This window comes from Pseudomonas fontis (assembly GCF_028656955.1).
In the GTDB taxonomy this organism is placed as follows: domain Bacteria; phylum Pseudomonadota; class Gammaproteobacteria; order Pseudomonadales; family Pseudomonadaceae; genus Aquipseudomonas; species Aquipseudomonas fontis.
This window is the reverse complement of the sequence record NZ_JAMDGY010000010.1, coordinates 65,785-82,169: the sequence shown is the minus strand read 5'-3', so window position 1 is coordinate 82,169 and position 16,385 is coordinate 65,785. Positions and strand designations below refer to the sequence as shown.

General features: G+C 63.0%; 15 protein-coding genes. 8 read left to right on the top strand and 7 right to left on the bottom strand.

Translation table 11 applies throughout. From position 1 onward, the window contains the following. Window positions 1-105: 105 nt before the first annotated feature. The 6 genes from modC to M5G11_RS03030 form a co-directional block, all read right to left on the bottom strand. On the bottom strand, window positions 106-1,194 hold the full coding sequence (gene modC, locus M5G11_RS03055; RefSeq protein ID WP_273912260.1) for a molybdenum ABC transporter ATP-binding protein: 1,089 nt from the start codon (window positions 1,192-1,194) through the stop codon (window positions 106-108). Between the two features lie 3 nt (window positions 1,195-1,197). Next, window positions 1,198-1,878: a molybdate ABC transporter permease subunit gene (gene modB, locus M5G11_RS03050; protein ID WP_273912259.1), complete on the bottom strand. Its 681-nt coding sequence runs from the start codon at window positions 1,876-1,878 to the stop codon at window positions 1,198-1,200. Continuing rightward, window positions 1,878-2,636: a molybdate ABC transporter substrate-binding protein gene (modA, locus tag M5G11_RS03045; RefSeq protein WP_273912258.1), complete on the bottom strand. Its 759-nt coding sequence runs from the start codon at window positions 2,634-2,636 to the stop codon at window positions 1,878-1,880. Before modA ends, modB begins: the two co-directional genes overlap by 1 nt. 79 nt (window positions 2,637-2,715) lie before the next feature. Further along, complete coding sequence (locus M5G11_RS03040) at window positions 2,716-3,789, bottom strand: NAD(P)H-dependent flavin oxidoreductase (RefSeq protein ID WP_273912257.1); 1,074 nt, start codon at window positions 3,787-3,789, stop codon at window positions 2,716-2,718. Window positions 3,790-3,836: 47 nt separating this feature from the next. After that, window positions 3,837-4,007, bottom strand: a complete 171-nt coding sequence (locus tag M5G11_RS03035) for a hypothetical protein (protein WP_273912256.1) — start codon at window positions 4,005-4,007, stop codon at window positions 3,837-3,839. A 5-nt stretch (window positions 4,008-4,012) separates the two neighbouring features. Next, on the bottom strand, window positions 4,013-4,315 hold the full coding sequence (locus M5G11_RS03030; RefSeq protein WP_273912255.1) for a DUF1883 domain-containing protein: 303 nt from the start codon (window positions 4,313-4,315) through the stop codon (window positions 4,013-4,015). Between the two features lie 157 nt (window positions 4,316-4,472). Here M5G11_RS03030 and M5G11_RS03025 point away from each other — a divergent pair, with 157 nt between their 5' ends. From M5G11_RS03025 to gorA, 5 genes are all read left to right on the top strand, one after another. Continuing rightward, window positions 4,473-4,826, top strand: a complete 354-nt coding sequence (locus tag M5G11_RS03025) for a hypothetical protein (RefSeq protein WP_273912254.1) — start codon at window positions 4,473-4,475, stop codon at window positions 4,824-4,826. Window positions 4,827-4,985: 159 nt separating this feature from the next. Further along, the gene (locus tag M5G11_RS03020) at window positions 4,986-5,633 is read left to right on the top strand and encodes a c-type cytochrome (protein WP_273912253.1); all 648 of its coding nucleotides are present in this window, start codon (window positions 4,986-4,988) and stop codon (window positions 5,631-5,633) included. Window positions 5,634-5,698: 65 nt separating this feature from the next. Next, window positions 5,699-6,547, top strand: a complete 849-nt coding sequence (locus M5G11_RS03015) for a c-type cytochrome (protein ID WP_273912261.1) — start codon at window positions 5,699-5,701, stop codon at window positions 6,545-6,547. Window positions 6,548-6,747: 200 nt separating this feature from the next. Further along, window positions 6,748-7,587 (top strand): UTP--glucose-1-phosphate uridylyltransferase GalU, encoded by an 840-nt coding sequence (galU, locus tag M5G11_RS03010; RefSeq protein ID WP_273912252.1) that lies wholly within the window; start codon window positions 6,748-6,750, stop codon window positions 7,585-7,587. Between the two features lie 98 nt (window positions 7,588-7,685). Continuing rightward, the gene (gene gorA, locus M5G11_RS03005) at window positions 7,686-9,041 is read left to right on the top strand and encodes a glutathione-disulfide reductase (RefSeq protein WP_273912251.1); all 1,356 of its coding nucleotides are present in this window, start codon (window positions 7,686-7,688) and stop codon (window positions 9,039-9,041) included. Window positions 9,042-9,223: 182 nt separating this feature from the next. On the opposite strand, the gene xthA is transcribed toward gorA, so the two are convergent. After that, the gene (xthA, locus tag M5G11_RS03000) at window positions 9,224-10,036 is read right to left on the bottom strand and encodes an exodeoxyribonuclease III (RefSeq protein ID WP_273912250.1); all 813 of its coding nucleotides are present in this window, start codon (window positions 10,034-10,036) and stop codon (window positions 9,224-9,226) included. 161 nt (window positions 10,037-10,197) lie between these two features. On the opposite strand from xthA, the gene M5G11_RS02995 reads away from it, so the two are divergent. From M5G11_RS02995 to M5G11_RS02985, 3 genes are all read left to right on the top strand, one after another. Beyond that, the gene (locus M5G11_RS02995) at window positions 10,198-10,848 is read left to right on the top strand and encodes a GNAT family N-acetyltransferase (RefSeq protein WP_273912249.1); all 651 of its coding nucleotides are present in this window, start codon (window positions 10,198-10,200) and stop codon (window positions 10,846-10,848) included. Window positions 10,849-10,913: 65 nt separating this feature from the next. Then, complete coding sequence (locus M5G11_RS02990) at window positions 10,914-12,653, top strand: autotransporter assembly complex protein TamA (RefSeq protein ID WP_273912248.1); 1,740 nt, start codon at window positions 10,914-10,916, stop codon at window positions 12,651-12,653. Further along, on the top strand, window positions 12,650-16,324 hold the full coding sequence (locus tag M5G11_RS02985; RefSeq protein ID WP_420793840.1) for a translocation/assembly module TamB domain-containing protein: 3,675 nt from the start codon (window positions 12,650-12,652) through the stop codon (window positions 16,322-16,324). Before M5G11_RS02990 ends, M5G11_RS02985 begins: the two co-directional genes overlap by 4 nt. Window positions 16,325-16,385: the final 61 nt, after the last annotated feature.

The window sequence follows — 16,385 nt, the reverse complement described above, 5'->3', positions numbered from 1 at the left end:
TGACCATGAACGCAGGCTTGGCGAGCGCTGCGCACTCGATCGCGGGTCAAGGCCCGCTCCCACAGGAAACCTCCCAGCCCTGGTGTATTGGAGGCCCAGGGCAGGTCAACCGAGCAATGCCACCGACTTGATTTGCGCCCATAGTTGCTGCCCTTCGTGCAGGCCCAGCTGGTCGCAGGAGAAACGCGTGACCCTGGCCAGCAGCGGACTGCCCTCGGCATCCAGGCTGACCAGTACCTGCGCGTTGTCATGGCTGGTCTTGAGGCCGCAGACGCGCACCGGCAGGCGATTGAGGATGCTCGAACGCGCGTCCTCTTCCAGGCTCAGGCTGACATCACGTGCCTGCACCTTGACCCGCAGGCGTGCGCCGAACGTCAGCGGCGCGTGATTGATGCGCAGCACCAGCGCACTGGCCGGCAACTGCAGGTCGAGCAACTGGTAGCTCTCATCACTGGCAGCCACCCGGCCCTCGATAATCACCCCGGCGTCTTCTTCCTGTGCCAGCGACAGGTCAAGGCGCGCGAGGGTCTGGCCAATCGGGCCGCTGGCCTGGACCTTGCCCTGCTCCAGCAGCACCAGGTGGTCGGCCAGCCGGGCAACTTCGTCCTGGGCATGGCTGACATACACCAGCGGGATCTGCAGCTCGTCGTGCAGACGCTCCAGGTAGGGCAGGATCTCGCGCTTGCGTGGGCCATCCAGCGCCGCCAACGGCTCATCAAGCAACAACAGGCGCGGGCTTGTCAGCAACGCCCGGGCGATGCCGACGCGCTGGCGCTCGCCACCGGAGAGGGTGTCAGGCTTGCGCTCAAGCAGATGATCGATGCCCAGCAGCTCACAAGCCTGCTCAAGGCCGACCTTGCGCGCGCTGGCCGCGATACGTCGCCAACCAAACTCGAGATTGCCGCGCACCGACAGGTGCGGGAACAGGCTGGCTTCCTGGAACACGTAGCCAATCGGGCGCTGGTGTGGCGGGATGAACAACTGACGCGAGGAGTCCTGCCAGACTTCACCGCCTACCTCGATATAGGCGTTATCGGCCCGTTCAAGGCCGGCCAGGCAGCGCAGGCAGGTGGTCTTGCCGGAGCCGGAATGGCCGAACAGGGCGCTGACCCCGCGCCCAGGCAGGTGCAGGTCAACGTCCAGCGCGAACCCCGGCCAGGCGACCTGCAGGCGTGCATGAATCGGTGTGCTCATCAATCAACTCCAACCTTCACGGCCACGGCGGCTGGTGTACAGCGCCAGCAGCACGAGGAACGAGAACACCAGCATGGAGCCGGCCAGCCAGTGGGCCTGGGCGTATTCCAGGGCTTCAACGTGGTCGTAGATCTGTACCGAGACCACGCGGGTCTTGTCCGGGATATTGCCGCCAATCATCAACACCACGCCGAATTCGCCCACCGTGTGGGCGAAACCGAGGATGCTCGCAGTGATGAAGCCTGGCCGGGCCAGGGGCAGCACCACAGTGAAAAAACAGTCCCAGGGGCTGGCGCGCAGGGTCGCTGCGACCTCAAGCGGGCGCTCGCCAATGGCACTGAAGGCATTCTGCAGGGGTTGCACGACAAAGGGCATCGAATAGACCACCGAACCAATCACCAGCCCGGTAAAGCTGAACACCACGGTGCCCAGGCCCAGGGCCTGGGTGGCCTGGCCGACCCAGCCGTGCGGGCCGAGGGTGATCAGCAGGTAAAAGCCGATCACCGTCGGTGGCAGCACCAGCGGCAGTGCCACCACGGCCCCGATCGGCCCGCGAAGCCAGGAGCGCGTGCGCGCCAGCCACCAGGCGATAGGGGTGCCGATGATCAGCAGGATGAGGGTGGTCAGCGACGCCAGTTTGAACGTCAGCCAGATAGCGCCGAAGTCGCTGGCGTCCAGTGGCATCAGAGCTGGTAGCCGTACGACTTGATCACCGCAGCGGCTTTCGGACCTTTCAGGTACTCGACCAGGGCTTTGGCTGCTGCGCTGTCCTTGCCTTTGGTGAGGATGACCGCGTCCTGCTTAATCGAGTCATGCAGGTCTGCCGGGACGATCCACGCCGAACCTTCGGTGACCTTGCCGTCCTTGTAGATTTGCGACAGGGCGACGAAGCCGAGTTCGGCATTGCCGGTGGAAACGAACTGGTAAGCCTGGGTGATGTTCTGGCCTTCGACGATCTTGGCCTTGGTGGCCTCGGTCAGCTTGAGTTTTTCCAGTACCTGGGTAGCGGCCAGGCCGTAAGGCGCGGCTTTCGGGTTGGCGATCGACAGGTGCTTGTACTCGTTCTTCTTCAACACTTCGCCCTTGGCATCGACATAGCCAGGCTTGGCCGACCACAACGCCAGGGTGCCGATGGCGTAGGTGAAGCGCGAGCCCTTGACGGTGTCGCCTTCGCTTTCGAGCTTGGCCGGGGTGGTGTCGTCGGCCGCCAGGAACACTTCAAACGGCGCGCCGTTCTTGATCTGTGCATAGAACTGGCCAGTGGCGCCGTAGGCAGCAACCAGCTTGTGGCCCGTGTCTTTCTCGAAGTCCGCAGCAATGGCCTGGATAGGCGCGGTGAAGTTGGCTGCAACGGCAACCTGGACTTCATCAGCCCAGGCGCTGTTGAAACCGAGGACGGTGACCAGGGCGGTAAGGGCAAGGCGAGGCGAACGCATGATCATGAAGCAGCTCCATTGGCTTAGGTGTTGTCGTTATATAGCGAACTATATAGCGATTACCTGGCAAACGGGAAGTGCTGTTTCAGCGTCGTAGCACGGCGAGTGCATCATCCGCCAGTTTTCGGGTCAGTTGCGCAGCGGGCAGGGCCTGGGCCAGGCGCAAGGCCTGACCGGACCAGAGGTTGCTGAAGTCGCTGTTGCCTTGTGCGTCGGTGATCGCGCGAATCGGCATCAGCGCGCCGCCGGCCAGGGGGAAGGCCGGTACCAGGTCGCTCATCGGCCCCAACTCGCGCATGATCCGGTTGCAGATGCCGCGTGCCGGGCGACCGGTGAACAGGTTGGTCAGTGCCGTGTCGCTTTCGCAGGCGGTGTCCAGGGCGTGCCGATGGGCCGCAGAAACTTTCGCCTCGGGGCAAAACAGATAGGCGGTGCCCAGTTGCACGGCGGATGCGCCCAGGGCGAATGCCGCCGCAATGCCCCGGCCATCGCCGATGCCGCCGGCGGCAATCACCGGTACCTGGACTGCATCAACCACCTGGGGCGCCAGTGCAAGGGTGCCGACCTGGCTGTTGATGTCGCTGCTCAGGAACATGCCGCGGTGGCCGCCGGCTTCATAGCCCATGGCAATGATCGCGTCGCAGCCGTTGGCTTGCAGCCAGACCGCTTCAGCCACGGTGGTGGCGCTGGACAGGACAATCGCCCCGGTCGCCTTGACGCGCTTGAGCAGGTCTGGACGCGGCAGGCCGAAATGGAAGCTGACCACGGCGGGCCTGTACGCTTCGATCAGCGCGCAAGCGGCCTCATCGAACGGCGCACGGTTGGACACCGGTGTCGGCGCCTGGAAATCGGCGCCCACTTCGTCGTAATAGGGCTTGAGTGCCTGCTTCCAGCGCGCTGCCTGTGCGGTGTCGGGCTCGGGTGGCTGGTGGCAGAAGAAGTTGACGTTGAGCGGCCCGCTGCAGGCCTGGGCGAAGGCTTCAAGCTCCTGGCGCAATTGCTCGTGCGAGAGCATGGCGCAGGGCAGGGAACCCAGGCCGCCGGCATTGCTGACGGCGATGGCCATGGATGAGCCTTGGGCACCGGCCATGGGCGCCTGAATGATCGGTACGTCGATACCCAGCAAATCGAGGATGCGGTGGTCCGGCCATTGGCTCATTGCCTGAGTTCTCCTTGCTGTTGCGCGGGGTGTAGCCCTTCAAGCGATTACAGTGCCTTGCTCACCTTGATGTCGGTGATCTTGGCAGCATCGTCGCCGTGCAGGCTCTTCAGTGCTGCCATGACCTGCTCCGGCGAGTTGTCCGGCAGGATGGCGAAGTCGAAGCGCTGCTCGCCGTCGAGTTTGTACTTGATGACGTACTTGGTGGTCTGGCTCATGGGGCTTATCTCAGTTTCGACGACGAGCGGCGGATGATCTTGATGGTGTGGGTGAAGGTTGGCTTGGTCACGGCCGACAGGGCACGCGGGCCCACGGTGTCGATAGTGATGTTCCAGAAGCCATCGCTCGGCACGGTGATCTTGGCTGGGAAGTCGACGAAGGCGCCGCCGTGATAGGTATGCCGCCCGCCGTTCTTGAAGCTGCGGAAGTTGGCGTCGTTCATCAGGCGGATGTTGCAGCGCTGGGAGCAGTGGACGACAACGATGTCGTCTTCATTGAGGTGCTCGCGCTGGTGTACGAATTTCATGTCGCTCTCCACAAGGGATCTTTTGGCAAATCAAAACGATAGCATGATGTCGCGGTACACTGTCGGTCTTCGTGCCCGGCCAAGGATAAAACTGCCATCGAAGGGAGCAAAAACGCCTGGGCGCTGTCATACGTTTTTCTTTTATGGAGGGGTTTCGATGAAATGGGTTGTTGCGGCGCTGGCAGTTGCGCTGGGCGGATGTGCGAGCGTCAAGGATCTGGAGCAATCCCCCGAGACACTGAGCGTGATCTCCGGCAAGTCACCACAGGACTACGTGCAGTGCGTGCAGACGCGCCTGGCCGATAGCCGCGGGCCTTTGCAGGTAGAGCGCCAGGGCAATGAGATCCGCGTGATCGTGCCGCAGAAACTCTCTGACTCATCACCAGCGGCGGTGTTGAATGTCAGTGAGCGCTCCAGTGGCAGCGCCATCAAATTGCACGAACGATTGAACAATTTCCCCTTGCGCCTGAGTGACGTCAAGAACGCCGCCACCGAGTGTATTTCCAAGTAAAACCAGGCTACCAGCCAGTGTGACGCCTTAAACGATTCAGTTGCGTAGCTGATTTTTCAGTTCATTGCGGACGTTTGTCCTGTGTGTGGGAAAAGCCCTACACTCCATAGGCTTATGATGTATAGGCCTAAGCATATAACTAGAAAAATGGAGCGGCTGATGATTCCGTTGAATCGCGTCCTGATGAGTAGCCTGTTGTTGTTTTCCCTGCCAAGTGCCCACGCTGCAGAGGGCCAGAAGGTCTTCAGCCAGGGTGGGCAAAACCCTGCGGCGATGGCTTGCATGAGTTGCCACGGCCCGGATGGGCTGGGCATGGCGGCCGCCGGGTTTCCCCGGTTGGCGGGCCTGTCCGCCGGCTACCTGAGCAAACAGTTGGCGGATTTTCGCAGTGGTAGTCGCAAGAACCCGATCATGGAGCCGCTGGCCAAGGCCCTGAGCGATGACGAAGTCAGCGCGGTGACCGCCTGGCTGGCCGCCATGCCCGCACCCGCTGCACCCGACCTGCACCGTCAACAGATGGCCAGCGACCCTACCCAGGCACTGGCACTGTATGGCGACTGGAGTCGGCAGATCCCTGGCTGCGTGCAGTGCCATGGGCCGGGAGGCAGCGGTGTCGGCGAGCACTTCCCGCCACTGGCCCATCAGCCGGCGGCCTATCTGGTCGCCCAGCTCAATGCCTGGCGTGATGGCAGTCGCAGCAATGATCCCAACCAGATGATGGCTGGCGTCGCCAAGGCCATGAGTGAAGATGAAGTCAAGGCGGTTGCCGCCTACTTTGCCAATGGCGCGACCCAGGGGGGCAAATGATGAAGACGCTACTGATTGCCTCATTGGCGCTGGCGTTCGGCCAGGCTCACGCTGCACCAATTGCGATGGAAGACCAGTCGCAACTGAAAGTACCGCCGGCCAGCAAAACGCCGTTCTTTGTTCCGCCTTCCGAGAAGGAGCTGCCCGACAACGCCTACGGCAAGATGATCCGTGATGGCTATGCGCTGTTTGTCGACACCAAGCGCCTGGCGCCGAAATACGTCGGCAATGGCCTCAATTGCAGCAATTGCCACATCGACCAAGGCCGCCTGGCGCATTCGGCGCCGCTGTGGGGCGCCTACCCGATGTACCCGGCCTATCGCAAGAAAAACGACAAGGTCAACACCTTCGCCGAGCGCCTGCAGGGCTGCTTCCAGTTCAGCATGAATGGTACGCCGCCTGCGGCCGACAGCCCGGAGATCACCGCGCTGTCGGTGTACGCCTACTGGCTGGCGAGCAAGGCGCCCATCGGTGTCGAGCCGGCGGGGCGTGGCTACCCGGATGTGAACCCGCCCGCCGGCGGCTATGACCTCAAGCGCGGCGCCGAAGTGTTCCAGGCGCAGTGCGCGCTGTGCCATGGCGGCAATGGTGAAGGCCAGAAGGTCGGTGCCGACTACGTCATGCCGCCGTTGTGGGGCAAGGACTCCTACAATTGGGGTGCCGGCATGCACCGGATCAATACGGCTGCATCCTTCATCAAGTACAACATGCCGTTGGGCAAGCCTGGCTCCCTGAGCGATCAGCAGGCCTGGGACGTCGCGGCGTTCGTCAATAGCCACGAACGGCCGCAGGATCCGCGCCTGGTTGACGGCTCCGTGGAGAAAACCCGGGTGAAGTTCCATGCCAATGATGGCGTGAATCTCTACGGGCAGACGGTCGGGGGTGTGCTGATCGGCCAGGGCACTGGAAAGTAGCCCTACACACTGGGCGGGGCGGGCGCGTGATGGCGTGCCTTGCCCCCGTCCGGCGGGCATTATTTGCAAGCTGCGGGAACTATCTACACTAGAATTTCTCTATTTTGGCATCGGCCAGTTGCGGGGGGGCATTGTAAGGTGACCGCCGCCTGATTAGACTGCGCCGAATTACGTATGCACAGCCCTTGTTAAGGACTTTTATGATCAAGAAATGCTTGTTCCCGGCGGCCGGTTACGGCACACGCTTCCTGCCTGCAACAAAAGCCATGCCCAAGGAAATGTTGCCGGTGGTGAACAAGCCACTGATCCAGTACGGCGTTGAAGAAGCGCTGGACGCTGGGCTGAACGAGATCTCCATCGTTACCGGTCGTGGCAAGCGTGCACTGGAAGACCACTTCGACATCAGCTACGAGCTGGAAAACCAGATCAAGGGCACCGACAAGGAAAAATACCTGGTCGGTATCCGTCGCCTGTTGGACGAGTGCTCCTTCTCCTACACCCGCCAGACCGAAATGAAAGGCCTGGGCCACGCGATCCTCACCGGTCGCCCGCTGATCGGCGACGAGCCGTTTGCCGTGGTGCTGGCTGACGACCTGTGCGTCAACTTGGACGGTGATGGCGTCCTCAAGCAGATGGTCAAGCTGTACAAGCAGTATCGCTGCACCATCGTTGCAATCATGGAAGTCGACCCAGAGGAAACCAGCAAGTACGGCGTGATCGCTGGCGACCTGATCGGCGACGACCTGTACCGTGTGCGCAACATGGTCGAGAAGCCAAAGCCGGAAGATGCACCGTCGAACCTGGCGATCATCGGCCGCTACATCATGACTCCGGACATCTTCAAGTTGATCGAAGAGACCGAGCCAGGCAAGGGCGGTGAAATCCAGATCACCGACGCGCTGATGAAGCAGGCCCAGGATGGCTGCGTGATTGCCTACAAGTTCAAGGGCAAGCGTTTCGACTGCGGTGGCGCCGAAGGCTACATCGAAGCGACCAACTTCTGCTTCGAGAACTTCTACAAGACGGGCAAGGCGTACTGATCCAGTCGCTGAACCCTGTTGAAAAGCCACCTTCGGGTGGCTTTTTTGTTTCTGGGCGTCGCTGGCGGTATGCTGGCTGCCTGCCGAGGAGAGTGTGTATGGCCTACGATTTTGATCTGTTCGTGATTGGTGCCGGTTCCGGCGGTGTGCGCGCGTCGCGTTTTGCTGCCGGGTTCGGCGCCAAGGTGGCGGTTGCCGAAAGCCGCTACCTGGGGGGCACCTGCGTCAACGTTGGCTGCGTGCCGAAAAAGTTGCTGGTGTATGGCGCGCATTTTTCCGATGAGTTCGAGCAGGCCAGCGGGTTTGGCTGGTCGCTGGAAGATGCGCAATTCGACTGGTCGCAACTGATCGCCAACAAGAACCGTGAGATTGCGCGGCTCAATGGCATCTACCGCAACCTGCTGGTCAACAGCGGCGTGACCCTGCTGGAAGGGCACGCGAAGCTGACCGGGCCGCATGAAGTGGAAGTCGATGGCACGCGCTATTCGGCCAGGAACATCCTGATTGCCACCGGTGGCTGGCCGCTGATCCCGAATATTCCCGGGCGTGAGCACGCCATCAGCTCCAACGAAGCGTTCTTCCTCAAAGACCTGCCCAAGCGCGTGCTGGTGGTCGGCGGTGGCTACATCGCGGTCGAGTTCGCCGGGATCTTCCAGGGGTTGGGCGCGAAGACCTCGTTGCTGTACCGCGGTGACCTGTTCCTACGCGGCTTTGATGGCGCGGTGCGTACGCACCTGAAGGAAGAGCTGGAGAAACGTGGCCTGGACTTGCAGTTCAACAGCGACATACAGCGTATCGACAAGCAGGCAGATGGCAGCCTCAAGGCCACCCTCAAGGATGGCCGCGAGCTGGTTGCCGATTGCGTGTTCTACGCCACCGGGCGCCGGCCGATGCTGGACAACCTGGGCCTGGAAAACACCGAAGTGCAGTTGGACGAGCGCGGCTACGTGCGGGTCAACGATGAGTTCCAGACCGACGAGCCGTCGATCCTGGCCATTGGCGACGTGATCGGCCGTGTGCAACTGACGCCGGTGGCCCTGGCCGAAGGCATGGCCGTGGCGCGGCGCTTGTTCAAGCCGGAGCAGTACCGCCCGGTGGACTACCAGCACATTCCCACGGCAGTGTTCAGCCAGCCGCCGATTGGCACGGTGGGCTTGAGCGAAGAGCAGGCGCTTGAGGCCGGGTATCAGGTGCAGGTGTTCGAGAGCCGTTTCCGGCCGATGAAGCTGACCCTGACCGATGTGCAGGAGAAGACCCTGATGAAGCTGGTGGTCGATGCTGAGACGGACCGCGTGCTGGGTTGCCACATGGTCGGGCCGGATGCCGGCGAGATCGTCCAGGGCCTGGCGGTGGCGCTGAAGGCCGGGGCGACCAAGCAGGTGTTCGACGAGACCATCGGGGTGCACCCGACGGCCGCCGAAGAGTTTGTGACGATGCGTACGGTTACCCGCTAAGTGTCACCGCCCCTGTGGGAGCCGGCGTTGCCGGCGATAAGGCTCTAGCGAATAACCTGTGATTGCTCCGCAATCAATCGCTGGCAAAGCCAGCTCCCACAGAGATTGCAGCAGGGCAGTTACTCCCACAGGTATCCAGGGCTCTATCGAGCCCTTTTTTGAACCGGTGGCTGGCGAGCGCCTCAGCTCAACTCAAGCCAGATCGGCGCATGGTCCGACGGCTTTTCCATCGCCCGCAGCTCATAGTCCACACCTGCTGCCTTGATCCGCGGCACCAGCGCCTGCGAGGTCATGATCAGGTCGATCCGCAGCCCACGCTTGGGCTCGTCTTCAAACCCGCGGCTGCGGTAGTCGAACCAGCTGAAGCGGTCCGCCACGTCCGGGTACAGGTGCCGGAAGCTGTCGGTCAGCCCCCAGTTCTTCAGGCGTGCCATCCACTCGCGCTCTTCCGGCAGGAAACTGCACTTGCCGGTCTTCAGCCAGCGCTTGGCGTTGTCGGCACCAATGCCGATATCGCAGTCTTGCGGCGAGATGTTCACATCGCCCATCACCACCAGCGCATCATCATTCTTGAACTGAGCTTCCAGCAACGCTTGCAGATCACTGTAGAACCGCTGCTTGGCGGGGAACTTGGTCGGGTGGTCGCGGCTTTCACCCTGCGGGAAGTAGCCGTTCATGATGGTGATCGGGTTGCCGTGTGCGTCGGCAAAGGTGCCCCAGATAAAGCGGCGCTGGGCGTCGTCTTCATCAGTGCTGAAGCCCTTGTGCAGGCTCAGTGGCGCCTGGCGCGACATCAGGGCGACACCGTAGTGACCTTTCTGCCCATGGAAATGCACGTGGTAGCCCAGTGCCTCGACCTCGGCGAACGGGAACTGCTCGTCGCTGACCTTGGTTTCCTGCAGGCCGATCACGTCCGGCTGGTGCTTTTCGATCAACGCGGCCAACTGGTGGGGCCGGGCGCGCAGGCCGTTGATGTTGAACGAGACGATCTTCATGGGCGCGACAATCCTGGTAAAAACCCAGGATGCTAGCTGACATCGGCGGCCTCGGCCAGCATGGCGGTGCGCAGGTTCGGCTGCTAACGTCCTGTACGGGGTGAACGTTGTCGCCACACACCCCTCAAAGGCAATGAATGCCCTTCAGGAGAACCGTGACCATGCCCGAATCGCCTGTTGCCCCGGCTGAAATCCGGCTGCTCGACAGCGGCTACAGCCGCGAAGCCCGCTTACTGCTGTACCACGCCTATCGCCACGAGCCGACCTTTGGCTACCTGTTCGAAGCCGACCGCTCCGGTTACGACCAGCGCGTACGCGCCATGGTGCGTGAGCTGGTGCGTCAGCATTTCTACCAGGAGCTGCCCGCGCTGGGCCTGCTGGTCGATGACCGCTTGATCGGCATTGCCCTGATTGCGCCACCGTTGCGCCGCCTGGGCATCACCGAAAGCTGGGCCTGGCGCATGCGCATGGTGCTCAGCACCGGTTTTCGCTGTACCCGGCGCTACCTCGACTACCAGGCCGCGCTGATGGCCTGCTTGCCGGGCCAGGCAGTGCATGTGCTGCCGCTGCTGGGTATCCATCCGCAGTTCCAGGGCCATCACTACGGCGAGCAGTTGCTTGGGGCCCTGCACGACTGGTGCGCCGATGATGAACATTCTGAGGGCATCGTGCTGGATACCGGCAACGAGCACTACCTGGCGTTCTATCAGCGCCAGGGTTACCAGGAGATCGGCGAAATTGCCGTGGGGCCCATTCGCGAGCATGTGTTTTTCCACCCCAATCCCCAGCGTTTGCGCCAGGTTCAGGCGTGAACGCGGTGTTCCCGGATGGGCAGTAGTCTCCAAGCTGTCGCCAAGCTCTGGTAGCATCCGCGCCTATGACGTATTCAGGACGCTTCACCTGCGGTTTGATTCTATGGGTTGCCAGTTGCGCGGTGCAGGCGCAAAGCGAGCTGGTAGTCCGGGTCAAACCCACCAACAACGAACTCAAGGCAAATATCGAAGGCTATATCGGCAGCCTCGGCAACCGTGATGAAGAAGCGCTCCTGCGCTTCAGTCGTGGGGCCGAAGAGCAGGCCCGTAAAGCCGCGCAAGCCTTGGGGTATTACCAGGCCCATATCGACAGTGAGGTGCTCCCGCCGGCCAAGGCCGAGCAGGGGCCACGCCTGCGCTTGAACGTGGAGCCGGGCGAACCGGTGCACTTGCGTGACGTGACCGTGCGCATCGAAGGGCCGGCCAGCGAACTCAAGGCGTTTCGCATACCCAGCAGTGCGGCCCTGCGCAGTGGCGCGGTGCTCAACCACGGCAGCTACGAAGACGCCAAGCGGCTGATTCAGAACCAGGCATCGCGCTATGGCTTCTTCAACGGCCGCTTTGTCCGCCAGCGCCTGGCGGTCGACCCGGCAGCCGGGGTGGCAGACATCGAACTGGTCTACGACAGCGGCCCGCGCTTCTACCTGGGCAAAGTGAATTTCAGCGGCGACACACCCTTCGACGAAAGCCTGCTGCAACGCATGGTGCCCTTCAAGGACGGCACCCCCTATGACTCCGAATTGATCGCCGAACTCAACAACGCGCTGCAATCGAGCGGCTATTTCGAAAACGTGCGCGTTGATGCCGCGCCTGGCGCAGCAGTGGCCCAGGACATCCCTGTCGCGGTCCGGCTCACAACCCGCAAACCGCGCACCATGGGCTTGGGCCTGGGCTACTCGACCGACGTCGGTCCGCGCGGCAAGGCCAACTGGACCCGCCATTGGGTCAACCCGCAAGGCCACAGCTACGGGATCGAAACCGAGCTCTCCGCCCCTCGGCAGAACGTCGGCCTGTGGTACGACGTACCGCTCGATCCGCCGCTGACCGACAAGATGCGTTACGCCGGCGGCTACCAGAACGAAGAAATTTCCGGCACCGACACGGTCAGTAAACTGCTGACCGTGGGCCCGGAGTGGCACAGCAAATTGCCCAGCGGCTGGCAGCGGGTGATCTCGCTGAAATGGCAGCACGAAGAGTACAAGCTGGGTGACGACTCGGGCTTGAGTACCTTGCTGATGCCCGGCATCAGCTATTCCTACCTGCGCAGTGACAACCGCATCGACCCGCACAATGGCTATCGTCTGCAATTCGATGCGCAGGTGGCCAAGGAAGGGTTGATGTCGGACACCAACCTGCTGCACGGCAACGTGCTGCTCAAGGGCCTGACCACCCTGGGCCAGAACCACCGCTTTCTCGGTCGCGTGCAGTTCGGCGGCAGCGCCACCAACGGCTACAAGTCGGTGCCACCGTCATTGCGCTTCTTCGCCGGTGGTGACCAGAGCGTGCGCGGCTACGATTACCAGACCCTGTCGCCGAAAAACAGCGACGGCGACCGCATCGGTGGCCGCTACATGGTTGCCGGCAGTGCCGAGTACCAGTATTCGATTGCCGAAAAATGGCGCCTGGCGACCTTTGTCGACCAGGGCAACGCCTTCAATACCCTTGACCTGCCGAGCCTGAAAACCGGGGTTGGCTTCGGTGTGCGCTGGATTTCCCCGGTCGGGCCGATCCGCCTCGACCTGGCCAAGGCGTTGAATGACGATGGCGGTATACGTTTGCACTTTTCCATGGGGCCCGAGCTGTGAGTCGTGTGTTTAAAAGAATCGGCCTGGGCGTGCTGGCGTTGCTGCTGCTGGTGGTCGCAGGCCTGGCTTTGGTGCTGGGCACCGAAGCGGGCAGCCGTTGGGCACTGGGGCATGTGCCGGGTGTGCAACTGGACAACTTCCAGGGCCGCCTGGCCGGCCAGTGGCAAGCGGACCGCTTGCTGTGGGAGCAGGGTGGGAACCGGGTCGAAGTCGTGGCCCCGGTGTTTGCCTGGTCGCCCGCCTGCCTGCTGCGCATGACGCTGTGCATCGACCAGCTCAAGGCCAAGGATATCAACCTTGCCTTCACTCCCAGCGAAACCCCGGCGGACACCGGCCCGTTGCAACTACCTACGTTGCAGTTGCCGCTGGCAATCGAGCTGGGTGATGTGCAGATCGGCACCTTGCACCTGGATGGCAGCGAGCAACTGAGCCGCTTGCAACTGGCTGCACACTGGACCGTTGCGGGGATGCAGATCGACAGCCTGGAACTGCAGCGTGACGACCTCAGCCTGAGTTTGCAGGGCCTGCTGCAGCCTACTGGCGACTGGCCCCTGCAGGCCAAGGGGCAGTTGCAGTTGCCGGCTGTGGATGGCCAGGCCTGGCAACTGGCGCTGGATGTCACGGGGGACCTGCAAAAGACCCTGACCCTGAAAGCGGACAGTACCGGCTACCTGAATGGGCGTTTGCAGGGCGACCTGCAACCTCTAGCCGAGCATCTACCGGCCCAGTTGAAGATCACCGCGGATGGTTTCAAGCCGGCCGCCAGCCTGCCGGACACGCTCCAGCTCAATCAGCTGCAACTGACGGCTGTCGGCGATCTGCAAGCGGGTTACCGCCTGGCCGGCGCGGCCAGCTTGCCGGCGGAGAAGGGCCCGATTGGCTTGACCCTGGCGGGCCGGGTCGACGCCAAGGGCGCAGAGCTGGCGGCACTGGACCTGACGGCTGCCGCCGAGCAGCGCCTGAACCTCAAGGCCAAGGCCGACTGGCAAAAAGGCCTGAGTGCCAACGCCAGCATCGACTGGCTGGACTTCCCTTGGCTGCGCCTCTATCCGCTGGAGGATGCGCCACAGGTCACGCTGCGCCGCTTCACCGGCCAGGTGCAGTACCGTGACGGCAACTATGAGGGTGAGTTCAAGGGTGATATCGACGGCCCGGCCGGCGCCTTTACCCTCAACAGCCCGTTCAAGGGTGACCTGGGCCAGATCAGCCTGCCGCAGCTGGCGCTGGTCGCCGGGCAAGGCAAGGCGGCCGGCAGTGTCAGCGTGAAGTTCGCCGACGGCGTGGCCTGGGATGCGGCGCTGGACCTTTCGGCGTTGAATCCGGCGTACTGGGTCGCCGAGCTGCCCGGCACGCTGGCCGGCCCATTGCGCAGCAAAGGCGAGCTGAAGAACGAGCAGTTGCGCCTGGATGCCGACCTCGACCTCAAGGGGCGGCTGCGCGGGCAACCGGCGGTGCTTCAGGTCAAGGCCGAGGGCGCGGGTGAAAACTGGACCCTGGGCACCTTGCAGATTCGCCTGGGTGACAACCAGATCGTCGGCAGTGGCAGCCTGCAACAACGCCTTGCCGGGCAGATCAACCTGAACCTGCCACGCCTGGGCCAGCTTTGGCCGCAGTTGCGCGGGCAGGTCAAGGGGCAGCTTGACGTTGCCGGTACGCTGAAGGCGCCGCAAGGCAACCTCAGCGTGCAAGGCCAGCAGTTGGCGCAAGGGGAGAATCGCCTGCAACAGCTGAACCTGGACGCCAAGCTCGACAGCGCCCAGCGTGCGCTGATCACCCTGAAGGCCAGCGGTATCCGTGCCGGCGACAGCAACCTCGGCACGCTGGACATCAAGGGCCAGGGCGATATCCGCCAGCAACAGCTGCAACTGGCCTTGGCCGGACCACAGCTCAAGCTCGACCTGGGGTTGGATGGCCTGTTCGACAAAGGCAACTGGCGCGGGCGCCTGGCCAGTGGCGAGATCCAGGCCGGCGGCCAGGACTGGCGGCTCGAGGGCCCGGCCAAGCTGCAACGCCTGGCCAACGGGCAGATCGATTTTGGCGCGCATTGCTGGCGCTCCGGCCAGGCCAGCCTGTGCGGTGAAGACCAACGCCTGGCGCCGGAGCCGCGCCTGCGCTATCACCTCAAGCAGTTCCCGCTGCAAAGCCTGGCGCAATGGTTGCCCAAGGACTTCGCCTGGCAGGGGCTGCTCAATGCCGACATCAACCTCGACCTGCCCGCCAGTGGCCCCAAGGGCACTGTGCGGGTGGATGCCAGCGGCGGTACGTTGCGGGTGCGCGACAAGGACCAGTGGCTGGACTTCCCCTACCAGGCCCTGCGCATTGAAAGCACCCTGGCGCCACGCCGGGTGGACACGCAGATGGAGTTCCGGGGCGGCAAGCTGGGTGATCTGACGCTCTCGGCGCGCATTGACCCGATTGCGAAGAACAAGCCCCTTAGCGGTGATTTCAACCTCAGTGGCCTGGACCTGTCGGTAGCCCGGCCGTTCATGCCGATGGTCGAGCGCCTGGCGGGCCAGCTCAACGGCAGCGGGCGGATTTCCGGGACCTTGCTGGCGCCGCTGGTCAACGGCAGCCTGGCTTTGTCCCACGGGGAGGTGGCGGGCGCCGAACTGCCGGTCAACCTCAAGGACCTCAGCGTGAAGGCGTTGATTGCGGGTGAGCAAGTGCAGCTCAACGGCGACTGGAAAAGCGGCGATGCCGGCCAAGGCCAGCTCAATGGCCAGATTGGCTGGGGCCAGGCCCTGGCTGTCGAGCTGCACCTGCAAGGGCAGCGGTTGCCGGTGCATGTTGAACCCTATGCCGACCTGGAAATGGCCCCGGACCTCAAGATCAGCCTGCAAGGCGAGCGCCTGGCGGTGACCGGCAAGGTGCTGGTGCCCAAGGGCAAGATCACGGTGCGCGAGTTGCCGCCGTCCACGGTCAAGGTGTCGGACGACACGGTGATCATTGGCCACCAGACGGAGGAGGGGAAAACCCCGATGGCGGTGGTCATGGACATCGATGTCGAAGTTGGCCAGGAAAAGCTGTCGTTCAAGGGCTTTGGCTTGACGGCCAACCTGCTTGGGCATGTGCACATTGGCGACAACCTCGATACCCGGGGCGAATTGAGCCTGTCTGATGGCCGCTACCGTGCCTATGGCCAGCGCCTGACCATTCGCCGGGCGCGGTTGCTGTTTGCCGGGCCTATCGACCAGCCTTACCTGGATATCGAGGCGATCCGCGTCACTGACGATGTCACGGCGGGGATCCGCCTGAGTGGCAGTGCCGAGCAGCCGACCACGCAGGTGTTCTCGGAGCCGGCGATGAGCCAGGAACAGGCGTTGTCCTACCTGGTATTGGGGCGGCCGTTGAGCACCACGGGCGAGGACAACAACATGCTCGCCCAGGCGGCGCTTGGGTTGGGCCTGGCGGGCAGTGCCGGGGTGACCAGCGGGTTGGCGTCAAGCCTGGGCATCGAGGACTTCCAGCTGGATACCCAGGGCAGCGGCAACACCACCAGTGTGGTCGCCAGCGGCAACCTGACCGAGCGTCTGAGCCTGCGTTATGGCGTGGGTGTGTTCGAGCCGGCGAGTACCATTGCCTTGCGTTACAAGTTGAGCAAGAAGGTCTATGTGGAGGCGGCCAGCGGTATCGCCAGCTCGCTGGACATCTTCTACAAGCGGGACTTCTGATGTAGCCGCTGCCGCCAGGCTGCGCTCGCCTGCATCGCAGGCGCGGCCTTTGGGAGCCCTG

Bases quoted from the DNA above. Each gene is read 5' to 3' on its own strand.
- modA (WP_273912258.1), bottom strand. From the start codon at position 2,636: ATGATCATGCGTTCGCCTCGCCTTGCCCTTACCGCCCTGGTCACCGTC.
- gorA (WP_273912251.1), top strand. From the start codon at position 7,686: ATGGCCTACGATTTTGATCTGTTCGTGATTGGTGCCGGTTCCGGCGGT.
- galU (WP_273912252.1), top strand. From the start codon at position 6,748: ATGATCAAGAAATGCTTGTTCCCGGCGGCCGGTTACGGCACACGCTTC.
- M5G11_RS02995 (WP_273912249.1), top strand. From the start codon at position 10,198: ATGCCCGAATCGCCTGTTGCCCCGGCTGAAATCCGGCTGCTCGACAGC.
- M5G11_RS03020 (WP_273912253.1), top strand. From the start codon at position 4,986: ATGATTCCGTTGAATCGCGTCCTGATGAGTAGCCTGTTGTTGTTTTCC.
- M5G11_RS03030 (WP_273912255.1), bottom strand. From the start codon at position 4,315: ATGAAATTCGTACACCAGCGCGAGCACCTCAATGAAGACGACATCGTT.
- M5G11_RS03025 (WP_273912254.1), top strand. From the start codon at position 4,473: ATGAAATGGGTTGTTGCGGCGCTGGCAGTTGCGCTGGGCGGATGTGCG.
- M5G11_RS02990 (WP_273912248.1), top strand. From the start codon at position 10,914: ATGACGTATTCAGGACGCTTCACCTGCGGTTTGATTCTATGGGTTGCC.
- M5G11_RS03015 (WP_273912261.1), top strand. From the start codon at position 5,699: ATGGAAGACCAGTCGCAACTGAAAGTACCGCCGGCCAGCAAAACGCCG.
- M5G11_RS03040 (WP_273912257.1), bottom strand. From the start codon at position 3,789: ATGAGCCAATGGCCGGACCACCGCATCCTCGATTTGCTGGGTATCGAC.
- modB (WP_273912259.1), bottom strand. From the start codon at position 1,878: ATGCCACTGGACGCCAGCGACTTCGGCGCTATCTGGCTGACGTTCAAA.
- M5G11_RS03035 (WP_273912256.1), bottom strand. From the start codon at position 4,007: ATGAGCCAGACCACCAAGTACGTCATCAAGTACAAACTCGACGGCGAG.
- xthA (WP_273912250.1), bottom strand. From the start codon at position 10,036: ATGAAGATCGTCTCGTTCAACATCAACGGCCTGCGCGCCCGGCCCCAC.
- modC (WP_273912260.1), bottom strand. From the start codon at position 1,194: ATGAGCACACCGATTCATGCACGCCTGCAGGTCGCCTGGCCGGGGTTC.